The organism is Paramicrobacterium agarici (assembly GCF_002563955.1).
GTDB classification, from domain to species: domain Bacteria; phylum Actinomycetota; class Actinomycetes; order Actinomycetales; family Microbacteriaceae; genus Paramicrobacterium; species Paramicrobacterium agarici.
Genome location: NZ_PDJE01000001.1, coordinates 260681 through 277223 on the forward strand (window position 1 = coordinate 260681; position 16543 = coordinate 277223).

General features: G+C 65.7%; 14 protein-coding genes. 4 read left to right on the forward strand and 10 right to left on the reverse strand.

The features are described 5' to 3' along the window. Positions 1-126: 126 nt before the first annotated feature. From ATJ78_RS01300 to ATJ78_RS01310, 3 genes are all read right to left on the reverse strand, one after another. Positions 127-2115, reverse strand: a complete 1989-nt coding sequence (locus tag ATJ78_RS01300; protein WP_098405951.1) for a choice-of-anchor I family protein — start codon at positions 2113-2115, stop codon at positions 127-129. A gap of 102 nt (positions 2116-2217) precedes the next feature. Next, the gene (locus ATJ78_RS01305) at positions 2218-3117 is read right to left on the reverse strand and encodes an NADP-dependent oxidoreductase (RefSeq protein WP_098405952.1); all 900 of its coding nucleotides are present in this window, start codon (positions 3115-3117) and stop codon (positions 2218-2220) included. Positions 3118-3175: 58 nt separating this feature from the next. Further along, positions 3176-4705 carry an FAD-dependent monooxygenase gene (locus ATJ78_RS01310; RefSeq protein WP_098405953.1) on the reverse strand — a complete coding sequence of 510 codons (1530 nt, stop codon included), beginning with the start codon at positions 4703-4705 and terminating at the stop codon, positions 3176-3178. Positions 4706-4801: 96 nt separating this feature from the next. Here ATJ78_RS01310 and ATJ78_RS01315 point away from each other — a divergent pair, with 96 nt between their 5' ends. Next, entirely contained in the window at positions 4802-5173 is a 372-nt protein-coding gene (locus ATJ78_RS01315; RefSeq protein ID WP_098409137.1) for a GntR family transcriptional regulator, read from the forward strand. A 7-nt stretch (positions 5174-5180) separates the two neighbouring features. Here the strand turns inward: ATJ78_RS01315 and ATJ78_RS01320 are convergent, their stop codons facing one another. From ATJ78_RS01320 to ATJ78_RS01335, 4 genes are all read right to left on the reverse strand, one after another. Then, complete coding sequence (locus ATJ78_RS01320; RefSeq protein WP_098405954.1) at positions 5181-6773, reverse strand: AMP-binding protein; 1593 nt, start codon at positions 6771-6773, stop codon at positions 5181-5183. Between the two features lie 90 nt (positions 6774-6863). Then, positions 6864-7799, reverse strand: coding sequence for an MIP/aquaporin family protein (locus tag ATJ78_RS01325; RefSeq protein WP_098405955.1), 936 nt, complete (start codon positions 7797-7799; stop codon positions 6864-6866). A gap of 154 nt (positions 7800-7953) precedes the next feature. Then, positions 7954-8646 (reverse strand): response regulator, encoded by a 693-nt coding sequence (locus tag ATJ78_RS01330; RefSeq protein WP_098405956.1) that lies wholly within the window; start codon positions 8644-8646, stop codon positions 7954-7956. Beyond that, entirely contained in the window at positions 8643-10235 is a 1593-nt protein-coding gene (locus tag ATJ78_RS01335; RefSeq protein WP_098405957.1) for an ATP-binding protein, read from the reverse strand. The genes ATJ78_RS01330 and ATJ78_RS01335 overlap by 4 nt, the downstream gene beginning before the upstream one ends. A 177-nt stretch (positions 10236-10412) precedes the next feature. Here ATJ78_RS01335 and ATJ78_RS01340 point away from each other — a divergent pair, with 177 nt between their 5' ends. The 3 genes from ATJ78_RS01340 to ATJ78_RS01350 are packed head-to-tail and all read left to right on the forward strand — an operon-like array spanning position 10413 to position 13645. Next, positions 10413-11432: a Bug family tripartite tricarboxylate transporter substrate binding protein gene (locus ATJ78_RS01340; protein ID WP_098405958.1), complete on the forward strand. Its 1020-nt coding sequence runs from the start codon at positions 10413-10415 to the stop codon at positions 11430-11432. A 4-nt stretch (positions 11433-11436) separates the two neighbouring features. Beyond that, a complete protein-coding gene (locus ATJ78_RS01345; RefSeq protein ID WP_098405959.1) occupies positions 11437-12054 on the forward strand; it encodes a tripartite tricarboxylate transporter TctB family protein in 618 nt (205 codons plus the stop codon). Then, on the forward strand, positions 12047-13645 hold the full coding sequence (locus ATJ78_RS01350) for a tripartite tricarboxylate transporter permease (protein ID WP_098405960.1): 1599 nt from the start codon (positions 12047-12049) through the stop codon (positions 13643-13645). Before ATJ78_RS01345 ends, ATJ78_RS01350 begins: the two co-directional genes overlap by 8 nt. Before the next feature lie 60 nt (positions 13646-13705). Here ATJ78_RS01350 and ATJ78_RS01355 read toward each other — a convergent pair whose 3' ends face one another. The 3 genes from ATJ78_RS01355 to ATJ78_RS01365 form a co-directional block, all read right to left on the reverse strand. Then, a complete protein-coding gene (locus ATJ78_RS01355) occupies positions 13706-14239 on the reverse strand; it encodes a dihydrofolate reductase family protein (RefSeq protein ID WP_098405961.1) in 534 nt (177 codons plus the stop codon). Between the two features lie 272 nt (positions 14240-14511). Continuing rightward, positions 14512-15984, reverse strand: coding sequence for an HNH endonuclease signature motif containing protein (locus tag ATJ78_RS01360; RefSeq protein ID WP_169923354.1), 1473 nt, complete (start codon positions 15982-15984; stop codon positions 14512-14514). Between the two features lie 182 nt (positions 15985-16166). After that, positions 16167-16526 (reverse strand): nuclear transport factor 2 family protein, encoded by a 360-nt coding sequence (locus ATJ78_RS01365; RefSeq protein ID WP_098405963.1) that lies wholly within the window; start codon positions 16524-16526, stop codon positions 16167-16169. Between the last annotated feature and the right edge of the window lie 17 nt (positions 16527-16543).

Sequence of the window (16543 nt, forward strand, 5' to 3'; positions counted from 1 at the left end):
CGCCAGGACACCACTGCTGCGCCGCGCCCGCAAGGGGGTTGGCGCGACCTAGTCGCGCACTTCTGTGAGGCAAAGAGCTCTTCATCGTGCGCCTGAAGAGCCCTTTGCCTCAAACGAACCGTCGGACTAGAGCCTTGCGCGACGGCGAGCAACGATGAGCGACGTCACGCCGATCGCGACAACCGCCCCGCCGAGCGCTGCGAGAACAGCGGCCAGGCCCGCGTCGACGCCCGTGTACGGCAGCTCGCCCGACGCATCGTCAGCAGCGTCCGCGCCATAGGCCTGCGAATCAGTCCCCGTGCCTGTCTGTGTTCCCGCGCCGGACCCGTCGGCACCAGGTGCACCGCCGGGCTCCTCACCATTCGGGTCGTCGCCGAGTTCGCCCGTGCCATCGCCGTCACCCGGCTCCTCCGAGCCGCCCGGTGTCTCACCGTCGTCGCCCGCGAGTGCGATGCCGTAGTAGCTCGTCGTTCCCGAGACCTCGTTGCCGACCGCGAGCATCGGCTCTCCCGTCGGAGACGCGTCCGCCGCAACGAACGCGATGCCCTCCGGCCCGAGGTCGCCCGCTGCCGACAGCACGGCGTCGGGGTTTGCAGCATCCTCAACAGAAATCGAGAAGTCGCGGTTGTTCAGATATGTCACGAACGTGGCCGCCGCCGGCTCGCTGATGTCGTACACGGCAATGCCACCCACGCGCTCGAAGCCGACAAACGCGTACGTGCGGCCGTCGACAACGCCGAGCGTCACACTCTCGGGCTCGGGGCCCTTGTCGTCGCTGCGCCCCTCTCGGTTCGATTCGCTGTGGTTCGAGTTGAAGTACTCGGGCGCCGCCTCGGCGGTGATCTGCTCGAAGCCGTCGCCGGAGTCGAAGACAAGCTCGCCCGATGTCGTCCAGATCGAGAACGATCGAGCGCCGAACGCATAGAGCTCCTCGTAGCAGCTGCCGTCGTCAGACAGCCCAAGATCCGTCACGACGTTGAGGCGCCCGAGATCAGCGTCATCCGTCTGCGCAGCGAGCGGGCTCGTCTCGCACACGGGAGCGAGCCCGTCGTCGCCGAGATCCTTCACGCGCGCAGCATCCACGAAGTCGCCCCACTCACGCGAGTCGCCCTCATTAGCAGTCACGAGGTAGGTCTCGCCGTCGACCTCATACGCCGCGATGCCGTCGGGCATGTACACACCGTGCAGCCCGTCGTACGTGCTGATGTTTACGGTCGGGGCGCCTTCGGGATCACGATCCGACGCGTCGAGGCCGAAGCCGGCCGTGCCATGGTCTTTGTACCCCAGAGGCCAGATGTCGGTGACGGATGCTGTCGCGAGATCGACGACAGCCACGGCGTTCGCCTCCTGAAGCGCCGCATACGCCGTTCCCCCCGACACGGCAATGTACTCCGGCTCAAGGTTGCGCGACACCGGAAGGTCGCTCTCGGGCGTTGGCCCGAAAACGCGCACGGCCTCGTCAAGCGTCTTCGGCCCGCCAGCCTCGAAGTCGTGGAATTCGGCGATGCTCACGGCATCCTGCGACGGTGCCGCAACGGCATCGGGAAGCGCGACGACACCGATCGAGCCCTCTGGGTCGACGGAGAAGTCGTCGGCGGGCTCGCCCTCGTTCGCCACGACGGCGTAGGCGCCGTCGGCACTGATCGTGACCATGTCGGGAAGGGCGCCGACCTGAACAGAGCCGAGAACGGACGCGGAGGCGGCGTTCGCGTCGAAGAACAGGAGCGTTCCAGCATCCGTCTTGATGTCGGACTCGAGCGCGACAACGCCGAGGCCATCGTCGCGGATCGCAATCGAGTTGGCCACGCCGGTTCCCCCGATGGAGTACAGGTATCGCGGCGCTGACGGGTCGCTCACATCGACGACGTCGACGGCGGCCTTCTGCGCGTTGACGGTGTAGCTGCGGTTCTCGTAAACGGCGACGATCTCAGCGGCAGATTCGTCGAAGACGCCCGTCTCAAAACTACCGAGCACGCTGAGAGACAGCGCGGCGTTCTCGGCTGAGACCGTGATGGGGTCGGCCGCCGGCGCAGCAGCGGCGGGTGCGACGCCTGCGAGGCAGACGGCGACAAGGGCGGATGCTGCGAGGGCGCAGCGTGTTGCTCGCAGTGGCATGACAGGGCTTTCCTCTCGGGAGGGGGCCCTGCTTGTCTACGGCGGCCAGGTGTCGCTCCGGTGAACCGCGGGTTGCGCGTTGAAGTTCTGTTCGCGCGAGCCTTACGAGAGCGACACGTCGAGCACGACCTTGCCCTGCGGGCGGCCCGTCTCGACGCGATCGAATGCGGCAGCAGCATCCACGAGCGGAAACACGGAGTCGACCCGGGCGCCGTACCCGTGCGTGGCGATGAGCATCGGGAGGTCGGCCAGAATGTCCCACGCGCCGTCCGCTCCCCCGCCAGTCGCACGCGCCCCGAGTTCCGGAGCTGTGAAATCGGCGATCGATACGACCTGGGCGGGGTCATCGACGAGCGTGATGAGCTCGGGCACTGAACCTGAGCCTGCCGTATCGAAGACGGCGTCGACGTGGTTCGTGAGACCTCTGACGCGGCCGGCAATGCCGCGACCGTACGAGAGCGGCTCGGCGCCGAGCGAGGCGAGGTAATCGTGGTTGCGCTCGGATGCCGTTCCGATCACGCGCGCGCCGCGAGCACGGGCAAGCTGCACAGCCGCCGCTCCGACGCCTCCCGCTGCTCCCTCGATGACGATCGTCTGCCCCTCGCGCACGTTCAGCAGTCGAAGGCAGCGCTCGGCGGTCTCGGTCACGACCGGCAGCGCCGCCGCGTGCGTCCACCCGACGGCGGGCGGCTTCTGCACAACGTGCTTGAGCACGGCGAACTCGGCGTGCGTGCGGAAGCCCCACCCGAGCACCTCGTCGCCGACGGCAACGTGCTCGACGCCTTCGCCCACCTCGTCGACGACTCCCGCCGCGTCGAACCCGGGCGTCACGGGAAACGTGGCTTCACCCATCTGACCGTTGCGCTTCTTGACGTCGGCCGGGTTGACGCCCGCGGCACGAACCCTGATGCGCACGCGCTCCTCGCGAGCGTGCGGCTCGTCGCGCTCCGCGACCCGCATCACCGAGCTGTCGCCGAACTCGTCGTACCTGACCGCCAGCATGAAGAGCCTCCCCCTCGACGTTGACTCTGCGAACGTGTGCTCCCAACGTTCAGAGTGGTTATTCCTGCCCTTCGAGGGTACGACGACCCGGCAGCACGCCGGCGAACGTCTCAGCGGCCTCTGAGGGGCGCGCTCGAGCGACGACGTATCCGTCGGGCCGCACGAGATAGAACTCACCCGGAATAAGCGGCGTGTCCGGCGCCGCGGAGAACACGTGCACCTCGCAGCCGAGCGCACGCTCAAGACGAGCCGTGTCTGCGGGGTCCGCGCTTCCGTACTCGTGCACCTGCCACTCATGCGAGCGCAGCGCGTCGACGTTGTCGCCCGCCCACGGCAGCCGCCGCCCCACGACATCGTCGCGCGTTCCGTCAGCGTGCTCGCTGCCTGGCACGTGGTACCGCACTCGCAGCTGCCCGAGGTAACCAAATCCGCGGTCTCCAACCCAGGTGCGCGGCAGGAGTCTCGTGATGATCGGGCCAAGCAGCCGCGGCCCGATTCTGCGCACCAGTCGCGGAACGGTCTCGGGCGAGGTGACGAACGAAAAGAGGCTGTCTGTCGTCTCGATCAGGTGGCGCGCCACCGGCATCCGCTCTGCCTCATATCGGTCGAGGATGCTGTCGCGAGCGCCGCGCTTCAGCACGTCGGCGAACGCGAACGCGAGGTTGTGGGCATCTTGCAGTCCGGTGTTCATGCCCTGCGCGCCGACGGGCGAGTGTACGTGCGCCGCATCACCCGCGAGAAACACGGCGCCGTCGCGAAAGCGCTCGGCCACGCGGTGATGCACGCGATACGTGGCGAACCAGGTGTGCGACTGCCACGTCACGCCGAACGAGATGCGCACGCGCTCGCGGACCGCGTTCTCCAGAGCGTCGGGATCGTCGTGACGCTCGGCCTCCGGCACGACGGTGATGATGCGAGCATGGCCCTCGCCCTCCATGGGAAATGTGAGAAGCAGATCGGTCTCGAACGGCCGGATGTTGATGGCATCTTCGTCGAGCCCGGTAACACCGTTCGCGTCGATGACGCAAAAGGTCTCGGCGTTCGTCGTGCCCTCAAACGCGATGCCGCGAATCTCGCGCACGAGCGACGACGCGCCGTCGGCTCCCACGACGTAGCGCGCAGTGATCGTCTGCTCGGCACCGTATCCGTCGGCGACGGTCACGGTCACTCCGTCTCGGTCAGCCGCGTCGGCCAGACCGACGAGCTTCTGACCCCAGCGCACGTCGCGTCCGCGCGAACGCAGCGCGTCGACGAGAATGCGCTCATTGCGGCTCTGCTCAAGAATGTACAGCTGCGGGTACGGCGTCTGGCCCTCGCCGAGCGCATCGAACTCAACGGCGTTGAACATCTGGTGGCCGTATCCCGGCCGAGCGGCGGGAGCCACACGGGCCTCCTGCATCACACGCTCCACGACGCCAAGCTGATCGTAGATCTCGATCGACCGAGCCTGCAGCCCGATCGCGCGTGACTCCCGGGTCGGCTCCGCCTTGCCGTCGACGATCACGGCGTCAATGTCGAGCTCTGCAAGCCACGCCGCCAGCATGAGGCCGGTCGGCCCTGCCCCGATCACCACGACGTCGGTGTCCATGACTCAACGGTACGCTCATGTGCCGACCACAGCATCCCGCAGTTGCGACGCCTGGCGGGCCTTGCCACACTTGTCACACCGACGACTGGAGGCGTGGTGACCGACCCGTTCTCACCGATTGATGCGGATGCTGGTGAGCCGCCGTTCGAGCAGCTCCGCGCGCAGCTGATCGACGCCGTGCGAAGCGGCCGCGCGACCGCGGGAGACAAGCTTCCGACCGTGCGAGGACTGGCGAGCGACCTCGGGCTCGCCGCGAACACCGTCGCGAAGGCGTATCGGGCACTCGAGACCGACGGCCTCATCGAGACGCGCGGCCGCAGCGGCTCCTTCGTCTCGGCGCAGGGCGACGCGACGCAGCAGCGGCTGCAGCGCGCTGCGAGCGACTACGCCCGGCTCGCGCACGAGATGAAAGTGGATGCCGCGAGCGCGCTCGACTACGTGACGGCGGCCCTCGGCATCCGCCCCTGACCGAGCGTCAGGCGGTCGCGACCTCTCGCGCTCTCAGGTCCTTGCGCAGGATCTTGCCCGAGCTGGACTTCGGGATCGCGTCGACGAACTCGACGCGCCGCACTTTCTTGTACGGCGCAACGCGCTCTTCGACGAACTCCATCACCTCGTCTTCTGTCAGCTCGGCGTCGCCTGCGGAGACCACGAAGGCCTTCGGAATCTCCTGCCCGTCGTCGTCGAGCACGCCGATCACGGCGACGTCGGCGACGCGCGGGTGGCTCAGAAGCAGTGCCTCGAGCTCGGCCGGCGGCACCTGGTATCCGTGGTACTTGATGAGCTCTTTCACCCGATCGACGATCGTGTACCAACCGCCCTCGCTGAGCGTTGCAACATCGCCCGTGTGAAAGAAGCCGTCTGCATCGATCGCCTCGGCTGTCGCATCGGGCCGGTTCAGGTACCCCAGCATCACCTGTGGACCTTTGATCCAGAGCTCCCCGGGACGCGTGACTCCGGCGTCGTCGAACTCGGTGATCTCTGCGCCGCTGTCGGGGTCGACGAGCTTGCAGACCGTGTTGGGCAGCGCGACGCCGACAGAGCTCACGGGAATCTCGTCGCGCGTGTACGGCACCGCGTGAGTCACGGGGCTCGTCTCGGTGAGACCGTAGCCCTGCATCATGCGCGCGTGGATGCGGCTTGCGGCGCGTTCCGCCGTCTCGCCGTCGAGCGGCGCTGCGCCCGAGAATACGGAATGCACCGTCGAGATGTCGTAGCGATCGACGACCGGATGCTTCGCGAGCGCGACGGCGATCGGCGGAGCGATGAACAGGTACGTGCAGCGATGCTCCTGAATGTTCGACAGAAAGTCCTCGAGGTCGAAGCGCGGCATGGTTACGAGGCTCGCGCGCTGCCGCAGAGCGAGATTGAGCAGCACGGTCATGCCGTAGATATGAAAGAACGGCAGCACCGCGAGAACCCGGTCGCTGCCGCGAAGGTCGATGTTCACGCGGGACTGCTCCACGTTGGCGACGAGATTGCGGTGGCTCAGCATGACGCCCTTGGGTGTGCCCGTCGTGCCCGACGAATACGGCAGCACGGCCAGGTGCGTCTTCGGATCGATCGTCACTTCCGGCGGAGTAGGCTGCTCACCGAGCAGGTCCCGGAGGTTCGGGTGACCTTCGGCGCCGTCGAGAACGATGACATGGTCAGTGGGGATGCCGCACGCGCGCGTCGCTTCGGCGGCGTTGGGCAGCAGGGCGCTGACCGTCACGAACCATGTGGCGCCAGCATCCTCGATCTGCTTCTGAATCTCGGCTGCCGTGTACAGCGAGTTGAACGTCGTCACGGCGGCTCCGAGGCGCAGCACGCCGTGAAACACGGTGGCGAACGCGGGAACGTTCGGGCACAGCAGACCCACGACAGTGTCAGCCGCGACTCCGCGAGCGGCGAGCGCGCCAGCGAATGCGTCGATCTGTGCTTTGAGGACGCCGTAGCTCGTTTCGGCGCCCGTTGACGGGTCAATGAGTGCGACGCGCGACGCCTCGTCGTCGGTCAGGTTGGCGAACAGGTAGTCGTAGACGCTGAGGTCGGGAACCTCCACGTCGGGGAACGGGCTGTGGAACACGAGAGTTCTCCTTTGAATCTTCGTGAGCGCTCCGGCGTTCGCCGGAGAGGGTTGCCGTCCATCATGCCACTCGGCGACTCCAGAGCTCTCTCACTCTCGCGTACGGCCCGCAGGTTCTTCTTTGTCCGCGAGTTCGCGGGAGTGCAGCACGTCGCCGATGAAGAGGTCATACACGAGCACGCCGATGATGCCTCCGATCAGCGGCCCCACGATCGGCACCCAGAAGTAAGCGCTGAACGAGCCCTCGACGGTGCCGGGGAGGGCAACGTCGCCCCAGCCGGCCATCCAGGCGAACAGCCTCGGACCGAAGTCGCGCGCGGGGTTGATCGCATAACCCGCGTTCGCGCCGAACGAGATTCCGATCGCGGCGACCGCGAGCCCGATCAGCAGCGGCCCGAGTCCCGCTTTTACCGCTGCATTGCGCATGTCGATGATGGCCGCGACGAACATCACGAGAAACGCCGTGCCGACGATCTGATCCGCGAGGGGAACCCACATATTGCCGTCGAAGTACGGCGCGGGGAACGTCGCGAAGATCGAGAAGGTGATGTTGCCCTCCGGGTCCGTTCGCGTCACGCCCATCGCCTCGTTGAACGCGTTGATCGCGTCGGAGTAGAGCAGGTACACGAGCGCCGCGCCGACGAACGCTCCCACCACTTGGGCGACGATGTATGGCGCCACCTTCTTCCACGGAAACCGCCGGCGAACCGCGAACGCGAGTGTCACCGCCGGGTTGATGTGCGCACCGCTCACGCCGCCGGCCACATAGACGCCGAAGGCGACGGCGAACGCCCAGCCCCACCCGATGAGCAGCCAGTCGCCCGCGCCGAGAAAGAATGCCGTCGGGTCCTCGGTTCTGCCCGACCCGGGCAGACCGGCCACCGCCATGGCGACGACGCCGTCGCCGAAGGCGATCAGAACAAAGGTGCCGAGAAACTCGGCGAGCACTTCGCCCCACGTGTTGTTCAGGCGCTTGAGTCCGCTGCCATGCCGCAGGGCGCCGCGAAGAGGTGTGACATCGCTCATGATGAGCCTCCTGGATATCGACATCAACGTCAGTACATCCGAGGGTCTCGTTTCGAAACGGGGCTCTCTTCTCGCACAGTACGCCTGAGTGCGACAGAGACACAAGAGGCGCAGCGAGAAGTGCTTCGCGGCACCGATCTGGCCGGATGCTGCGTCAGCCCGTGAGCGAGTACAGCAGCTCCGGTCGCCCTGCTTGCCCGTATCGTGGGGCGACAGAAGCCTGCCCCGTCGACGTCAGGTGCTCAAGGTACCGGCGCGCACTCACGCGTGACAGGCCGGTGGCCTCGGCGATGTCGGTGGCGGATGCTGCCGCGTCAGCCGCGTGCAGAGCGGCGACGACCCGGCGCAGCGTTGCCTCGCCGATTCCCTTCGGCAGCGGTGCATTCGCGACCGCGACCCTGCCGCCGTGCATGATGGCGTCGATCGCCGACTGGTCCACGACAACGCCCGCCTCCGTGTCGAGCTGACGCCTCGTGCGTGCAAACTCGGCGAGCGCGTCTCGCAGCTTGCTCGCGCTGAAGGGTTTGACGATGTACCGAAACGCACCGCCGAGCTTGGCCCTGCGCACGCTGTCGAGATCGCGGGCGGCCGTCACCGCAATCACATCGATGTCGCGCGTCGCGTCGTCAGACCGCAGCTCCGCGAGAACATCGAGACCGCCGATGTCGGGAAGATACAGATCGAGAACGACGAGGTCGGGCTGCAGCGAGCGCGCCTTCGCGAGCGCCTGCGAGCCGGAATGCGCCGTTCCAACAACCGAAAACCCATCGAGCGCCTCGATGAACCGTTCGTGTATGCGAGCGACGGCAAAGTCGTCATCGACGACCAGAACGGCAAACGATGTCACAGTGCGCGCTCCGTCGGCCGGGCGTGAACGTCTGCGAGCACAGCCGTGAACGTGGAGCCGCTGCCCGGTTCAGAGACGACGGTGACGTCGCCTCGCCGTCGACGGGCGATGCGCCGCACCAGTGCAAGCCCGATCCCCCGGCGGCCGTTCGCCGACGTCTTCGTCGACACTCCAGCGTCGAAGACGTGCTGTGCGAGGTCGTCGGGAATGCCAGGTCCGTCATCGCGCACAACCACGACGTAGCCATGGTCGTCACGGATGCTGACGGCCACCGTTCCGCCCAGTTCACACGCGTCGAGTGCATTCTCGATGAGGTTGGCGACGACCGTCAGCACGTCGATGCGCGTCTCGAGGTCAGACGAGAGATCGCGCAGCGAGCTCTGCGGATCGATGGCGAGTGCGATGGCGCGCTCTCGGGCACGTGCATCGAGCGAGATCAGCAGCGCGCTCACCTCGAGATCGACGATGCCCGGGTGTGCGCCGTCGCCGTTCAGAGTGCCCCCGCCGTTCGTTCTCTCGATGATCGCCACCGCTTCGTCGGCGTGGCCCAGCTCGATGAGCCCTGAGATCACGTGCAGCTGGTTCGAGAACTCGTGCGCTTGTGCCCGCAGTCCTTCCGCAAGGCTCTGCACACCTTCAAGCTCACGCAGCATTTCGTGCAGGTGCGTGTGGTCCCGAAGAATGAGTACGCTCGCCGTCGGCCCGCTCGGAACGCTCACCCGGTCGCTGTGCGCGATCAGCACGCGATGTCCGGCCAGAATGAGCCGCTCATCCACATCGCCCTCATCCACGAGGTCGAACACAGCGGGCTCCAGCACGTCTGAGGCCGCGCGCCCGACATAGTGCTCGCCGTCGAGGTCGAGAAGCCGCCGCGCCTCGTCATTGATGAGCACGATGCGCTGCTTGTCGTCGACGGCGACGATGCCTTCGCGGATGCCGTGCAGCATCGCGTCGCGAGTCTCAAGCAGCGCGGCGATCTCGTCGGGCTCGAGCGAGTAGATGCGCCGCCTGATGACGCGCGTCGCCCACGCTGACCCCAGAACGCCGAGCCCCGCAGCGATCGCGAGCACGATCACCAGTTGCAGGGTGTCGGCGACCAGCGCCTCGTCGAGCATCGATTCGAGCATGCCGACAGAGACGGTCCCGATCACCTCATCGCCGTCGAACACCGGGACCTTGACGCGCCACGATTCCCCGAGAGTCCCCGTCTGCGTTCCCACATACATCTCGCCCGAGAGCGGAATCGAGGGATCCGTCGACACACGCTTTCCGATTCGGCTCTCGGTGGGGTGCGAGTACCGGATGCCGTCAGCATCCGTCACGACCACGTAGGTGACGTTCGATGCCTGCCGTATCACCTCGGCGATCGGCTGAATCGTCTCGGCCGGATTCTCGGTCTCGTACGCGTCGAGAATCGCCGGCATACTCGCGATCGACTCGGCCACAGAGACCATGCGATTCTTGTAGGCCTCTCGCAGCTCTCGTTCTTGAAACCACGACGAGGCGACACCGGCCGTCACCACCGTCACGAGCACGATCGACACCTGCAGCACGAGCAACTGCACTCGAAGCGACATTGGCCGAGTCATCTGCCCATTGTCCCATCGAGCGAGGCCCCGCCGATGCCCGAAAGCGTGACCACAATGAACACAATGCACTCTATGACCGGATGCTTCCAGCGCACCGCCTCCCGCCCCTAGTGTCGCTGCAACCCTCTCTGCACTCGAGGGCACTGCACATCACTCAACGAGGAGGATCACGTTCCCATGGCACACAGCCGAAACCGACGTCGATGGGGAATCGGCGCCACAGCGATCACAGCAGCGGCGGCACTCGCACTGACCGGATGCTCCGCAGAAGCGAGCGGAGCAGGCGGCGACTCCGCCGACGGGCCGTCAAGCGTCGACATCATCGTTCCCGCCGACCCGGGCGGCGGCTGGGACCAGACCGGGCGCACGATGCAGCAGGTGCTGACAAGCGAGAAGATCGTGAGCGACGCGCCCGTCACCAACATCGGCGGCGCAGGTGGCACCGTCGGCCTTGCATCACTGGCCACCGAGAAGAACCCGTACACGCTCTTCGTCACAGGACTCGTCATGGTCGGCGCCGTTGAGACGAACGAGTCGGCGACGCGCATTGAAGACACGACGCCGATTGCCAAGCTCACCGAAGAGGCTCTCGTCGTCGTGGTTCCCGCTGATTCGAAGTATCAGACGCTTGAAGATCTCGTCGAAGACGTCGTGAAGAACAAGAAGGACGTCACGATCACGGGAGGCTCCGCCGGCGGTGCCGACCACATTCTGGCCGGGCAGCTGCTGGCCGCGGCCGGAGTTGCGCCGGAAGACACGAACTCGACGCTCAACTACATCGCCAATTCGGGCGGCGGCGAGGCCGTCACGATGCTGCTCGGCAACAACGTCTCGGCGGGCATTTCGGGCGTCGCGGAGTTCTCGGAGCACATCGAGTCGGGCAGCCTTCGCGCTCTCGCCGTGTCGTCTCCCGAGCGCTCAGAGCTGCTCCCCGACACCCCGACGATCACCGAAGCGGGCTACGACGTCGAGCTCACCAACTGGCGCGGCGTTCTCGCGCCCGGCGACATCTCCGACGACGAGCGCGCAGAGCTGATCGACGTGGTGACGCAGATGTATGAGACAGACGTCTGGAAGGACGAACTCGAGAAAAAGGGCTGGGAAGACGCCTTCATGGCCGGTGACGAGTTCGACGACTTCATCACCTCAGACATCGAGTCGGTGACCGAAACGCTCACCAACATCGGGTTGATCTAGCATCATGGCTGAGCACGACGGGGCTCTCGCTTCCGAGCGGGAGCCCCTCCCCGATACCGAACGACCCTCGTCTGCGGGCGCAGGCTCCGGCTGCGCAGAGTCCGCCAGTGAGGCGTCGCCGCGGCCGGGCAACACGGTCGGCGAGATCGTCTTCGCCGTTCTGTGCGTCGCGATCGGCGTGCTGGCGCTCGTCGTCGCGAGCCAGATTCACGTTCCCCCGACGGCCAACACCGTTGGCCCGCAGGTATTCCCGTACATCGTCGGCGGCGCGCTGACCATCGTCGGCCTCGCTACGCTCGTCACGGTGTTGTTCGGCGCACGGGGCGACGCAGAAGACAGCGAGGATGCTGACTCGACGATGGGCACGGACTGGCTCACGGTCGCGAAGCTCGTCGTCTTCTTTCTCGCGCATGCATTTCTCATCGACTACATCGGCTGGCCGTTCGCCGCAGCTCTGCTGTTCTTCGGGGCGGCATGGGCGCTCGGAGCGAAGTCGCTCTGGCGCGCTGCCGTTGCCGGCATCGCGCTCGGCCTGTTGATCGAGCTCGCCTTCGGCGTCGGCCTCGGGCTTTCGCTGCCGGCAGGGCCGCTCCTGAATTGGATACCGATATTCAATGGATAGCATCGACCTTCTGCTGAACGGCTTCGCAACAGCTCTTCAGCCTCAGTACCTGCTGTACGCCCTGCTCGGCGTTCTCGTCGGCACCGCCGTCGGGGTTCTGCCGGGCATCGGTCCGGCAATGACGGTGGCTCTGCTGCTGCCGCTCACGTACACCCTCGATCCCACGGCAGCGATGATCGCGTTCGCCGGCATCTACTACGGCGGAATGTACGGCGGATCGACGACGTCGATTCTGCTCAATACTCCGGGCGAATCCGCCTCGATCGTCACGGCGCTCGAGGGCCATAAGATGGCCAAGCTCGGCCGGGGCGCAGCCGCCCTCGCCACGGCGGCGATCGGATCGTTCATCGCGGGAACACTCGCGACGATCGCTCTCACGTTCGTCGCGCCGTACCTCGCCGACTGGGCTGTCTCGCTGCGACCGAACGACTACTTCGCGCTCATGATCGTCGCCTTCGTGACGGTCGGTGCACTGCTCGGGTCATCACCGCTGCGCGGCATCATCTCGCTCATGGGCGGTCTGCTACTCGGGCTCGTCGGCACCGACGTGACGAGCGGCCAGCAGCGCTTCACGTTCGACGCTCCCGTGCTCGCAGACGGCATCTCCGTCGTCATCGTCGCCGTCGCGCTCTTCGCCGTTGGCGAGACGCTCTACGTTGCCTCCCGGTTGCGCCGCGGGCCGATCTCGGTCGTTCCCGTCACCTCTGGCTGGCGCACCTGGATGTCCCGCGACGACTGGAAGCGATCATGGAAGCCGTGGCTGCGCGGCTCCGCGATCGGATTCCCCATCGGAACGGTCCCCGCCGGGGGCGCCGATGTCGCGACGTTCCTGTCGTACGCCGCAGAGCGCAAGCTCTCGAAGCGCAAGGATCAGTTCGGCAAGGGCGCCATCGAGGGCGTCGCCGGCCCGGAGGCGGCGAACAACGCGGCGGCAGCGGGCGTGCTCGTTCCGCTTCTGACGCTTGGACTCCCCACCACCGCGACGGCCGCGATCATGATCTCGGCACTGCAGACTTACGGCATCCGTCCGGGACCGCTCCTGTTCGACAGCCAGCCGGCTCTCGTGTGGGCGCTCATCGCGAGCCTCTACATCGGCAACCTCGTGCTCGTGGTGCTGAATCTGCCGCTCGTGGGCATGTGGGTGAAGCTGCTGCAGATTCCGCGGCACTACCTCTACGCGGGCATCCTGGTATTTGCCGGGTTCGGCGCTTACGCGAACAAGTTCAACTACCGCGAGGTCATCATTCTGCTCGTGCTCGGCGTCGTCGGGTTCTTCATGCGCCGCTATGGCTACCCGGTCGCTCCGCTCGTGATCGGCATGATCCTCGGGCCGATGGCCGAAGAGCAGCTGCGCAAGTCGCTCATGATCAGCCAGGGCGACCCCACGTACCTCGTGACGAGTCCGTTCGCGATCGGAGCGTACGTGTTCCTTGCGCTCGTGGTGATCGCGGGTCTGTGGCTTCGCCACCGTCAGTCCAAGCTCGAGCAGCGCCTTGCCGCCGAAGACCTGGCGACGCGCGAGCGCGAGGCGATCTCGGTCGAGGCGCACGTTGCAGAAGGTGCGCGGCGCTCCGGCCCTCAGGAGGACTGAGCAGCTCCTGGTCGAGAATCGGGCGGATGCTGTTCCAGCAGCATCCGCCCGATTCTGTCTCTACAGCGCGTCCTTTACTTGATAGCGGCCGCACAGGAAGGCACGGTTGCGTGCGATGTCGACGAGTTCGAGATCCAGCTCGCGCGGAAACAGCGGCGCGCCCGCGCCGAGCGTCACGGGGGCAAACTGAACCCAGATCTCGTCAAGGAGACCGGCGTCAGCAAACTGGCCAGCGAGCTCTCCCCCGCCCATGACCCACAGGTCCTTTCCCGGGACCGCTGCGGTCATCTCGGCGTGCACGGTGCGCACATCTCCCTGCACGAAGCGAACATCAGCGCCCGGAGATGCATTCAGCTGGCGGTGCGTGAACACGAATGCCGGTCGCGTATACGGCCAGCCGTCGTCACCCTCTTCCGCCTGGATCGCCTCATACGTCGTCGCACCCATCGCGAGAGCGCCCATGCTCTGGATGAATGCGGGGTACGCCATCGGCCCCTCGAGGTCGATGTCTTGCTTCAGCAGCCAGTCGAGCGAGTTCTCGGGACTCGCGATAAAACCGTCAAGGCTCGATGCCGTGTAATAGTGGGTCGTCATGCGCCGATGCTATGCGGCACCACCGATATCCGGGTCGTTCGACGCTTTCCTCGCATAGAGGCGCGCCAAGTTCCGAGCCCACCGCCCGGGTGAGTTCGTCAGTCTCAGTTCCGATGTTCGTTTCAGTTCTGACGTTCGTCAGATCCAGTTCTGGCGTTCCTCAGCTTCGGCTCTGATCTCCTCCATCGAATGTCGACGTGACCCTTTGCCGTATCAGTGCTCGCCGACGAGTTGTTCGAACGAGCCAGCTGTGTCGCGACTCTCGATTCGGTTTAGAACGGCGGATTCTCTGGCAGATTCCGTGCTCGCTGTTGGCCCTCAGCGGGCACGGTCTCGGGTGTTGTGTCTTCGAATTTCACGACGCGCTTGTATCCGGGCCCCGCGTACGGGCGGATGACGTAGTGGCGCCCGAGGGCTGATGTCCACACGAGTTTGCCGTCGCCGGTGCGCTCCACGCTCCATGTTGTTTCGTGCTTCACCGGGTGATGCGACGGACACAGCGCGGCAAGGTTGTCGAAGTCGGTTTCACCGCCGAATTGCCAGTCCAGCCGATGATCCAGATCGCACGAGGAGGCCGGCCGGTTGCAGCCGGGGAATCCGCATGTTTCGTCGCGGATCTCGACTGCTTTGCGTAGGTCCGCGGGCACCGTGTACCGGTCACGTCCGACCGAGAGCACCGCACCGGTCTCGGGATGGGTGAGCAGTCTGGTGAAGCTCGGAGCAGCCGCGGCCAGCCGTCGGGCCGTGTCTGCGTCGATCGGACCGTACCCGTCAAGCGTGCCCGGCTCCGCTGATCGGCCCAGCAGCGTCATCACCGGAACGGTGACATGCACGGTCGGGCGAAGCCGGCCCCGACGCGCCTGGACGCCCTCAGCAGCCGAACCGGCCGTCGTCACGCCCTTGTCGCCTGCGTCGTCGCCAGCATCGCCCCCGGCAGCGCTGTCGCTGGTTTCTTCGGCTGGTGCCGGGAGATCGACGGTGAATCCGGTCTTGACCGCGTCGAGGACGGCATCCGTGGCGATTTGTGACAGTGTGCGACCATCGCCAGCCGCTTTCAGCGACCTCGCGGTGTTACGGGCGACAGCCTCGATGCTGAGGATGTCTTCGATCGGGCCATACAGATCGAGATACCCCATCCCGTTCGGGCACGAGGTCACGTGAATGTGGCGATCCTTCACCGCCTCCCGCTTACGCTCGGCCGCAGAGTCCGGGTTCAGTCGCTCCCGGATCGACACGGCGGCGGTCTTGAACTGCGGTGGGGTCGTCGACAGCGCCGTTGCGATCGCCGTGGATTCGAACTGGCGCACGTGCTCACGATCAAGCCCTGCAGCTTGCGCGACCATGATCTCCGCATGCTGCAGCGAGATCGACCCATCCTGCAACGCCGACAACGTCTCGGGAAGCTCTGTCACGAGAGCCTCGCTGGTCTCCATCATCGACGCGATCTTCCGCTCCGACAGCCGGAACGCTACGGCGAATTCCGCAATCAGGGCACGACGCGTCCATTCCTGACGCGACGCCGACGACGACGTGTCGTCAGGCACAAAGACGCGATCGTTACGCAATGCGAATCGCACTGCCTCACACATCAGAACAGCAACCCGAGCCTGCATGCTCGCGATCATCTCCTGCTGCTCCGCGATGCCGTCAACCATCATCGACAACGAGTTCGCCGACGCACCAGCCGACCCCGCAGGCGGATCATCACCACCCGGATACTTCCCAAAATCAGTGAAATCAACCATGCACATATTCCACCACGACCCACCGACATTCACTCGAACATGTATACGAGTCTCCCATGAAACGGGACCGGGATTGCAGAGAAGTCGACTCTGGATTGCACGACCGGCGATCGGGTCGTTCGTTCGTAAATGGAACATACGTTCGCATTATTCGAGAGACGTGTCGGCGACCGAAGTCTCAGTCAGGCGCAGCGGGTTCCCTGATGAAAGCGCACGCGGGGCTGCCCCGACGTGATGTCCCAGACAGACGAGTGCCGACTCTCGACAGCAGTTCCCGTGATCCGGTATGTCACGAGCACGATTCCAGCCGAGAGCTCGGCAAAGTGCCATTCGTCGGTCTGAGGTACCTCTCCGCGCTCCTCGCTCCCGAGCATCGCGACGATCTCGTCTCGCGTCCACCGCCGACCGGAGCGGCCGATCTCGATGAAGTCTCCGTGAAGCAGTTGATCAACTCGGATGCTGTCGCTGCGAGTCTCGGGCGAGAGCAACCCGATCTCCGCGGCTCTGATCCGCTCGAATCGTTCATCACCGCGCTCACTCATACGGTCAGACTATCGGC

Excerpts from the sequence above, each read along its gene's own strand:
- ATJ78_RS01300 (WP_098405951.1), bottom strand. The coding sequence starts at position 2,115 with ATGCCACTGCGAGCAACACGCTGCGCCCTCGCAGCATCCGCCCTTGTC.
- ATJ78_RS01305 (WP_098405952.1), bottom strand. The coding sequence starts at position 3,117 with ATGCTGGCGGTCAGGTACGACGAGTTCGGCGACAGCTCGGTGATGCGG.
- ATJ78_RS01310 (WP_098405953.1), bottom strand. The coding sequence starts at position 4,705 with ATGGACACCGACGTCGTGGTGATCGGGGCAGGGCCGACCGGCCTCATG.
- ATJ78_RS01325 (WP_098405955.1), bottom strand. The coding sequence starts at position 7,799 with ATGAGCGATGTCACACCTCTTCGCGGCGCCCTGCGGCATGGCAGCGGA.
- ATJ78_RS01335 (WP_098405957.1), bottom strand. The coding sequence starts at position 10,235 with ATGACTCGGCCAATGTCGCTTCGAGTGCAGTTGCTCGTGCTGCAGGTG.
- ATJ78_RS01340 (WP_098405958.1), top strand. The coding sequence starts at position 10,413 with ATGGCACACAGCCGAAACCGACGTCGATGGGGAATCGGCGCCACAGCG.
- ATJ78_RS01345 (WP_098405959.1), top strand. The coding sequence starts at position 11,437 with ATGGCTGAGCACGACGGGGCTCTCGCTTCCGAGCGGGAGCCCCTCCCC.
- ATJ78_RS01350 (WP_098405960.1), top strand. The coding sequence starts at position 12,047 with ATGGATAGCATCGACCTTCTGCTGAACGGCTTCGCAACAGCTCTTCAG.
- ATJ78_RS01355 (WP_098405961.1), bottom strand. The coding sequence starts at position 14,239 with ATGACGACCCACTATTACACGGCATCGAGCCTTGACGGTTTTATCGCG.
- ATJ78_RS01360 (WP_169923354.1), bottom strand. The coding sequence starts at position 15,984 with ATGGTTGATTTCACTGATTTTGGGAAGTATCCGGGTGGTGATGATCCG.
- ATJ78_RS01365 (WP_098405963.1), bottom strand. The coding sequence starts at position 16,526 with ATGAGTGAGCGCGGTGATGAACGATTCGAGCGGATCAGAGCCGCGGAG.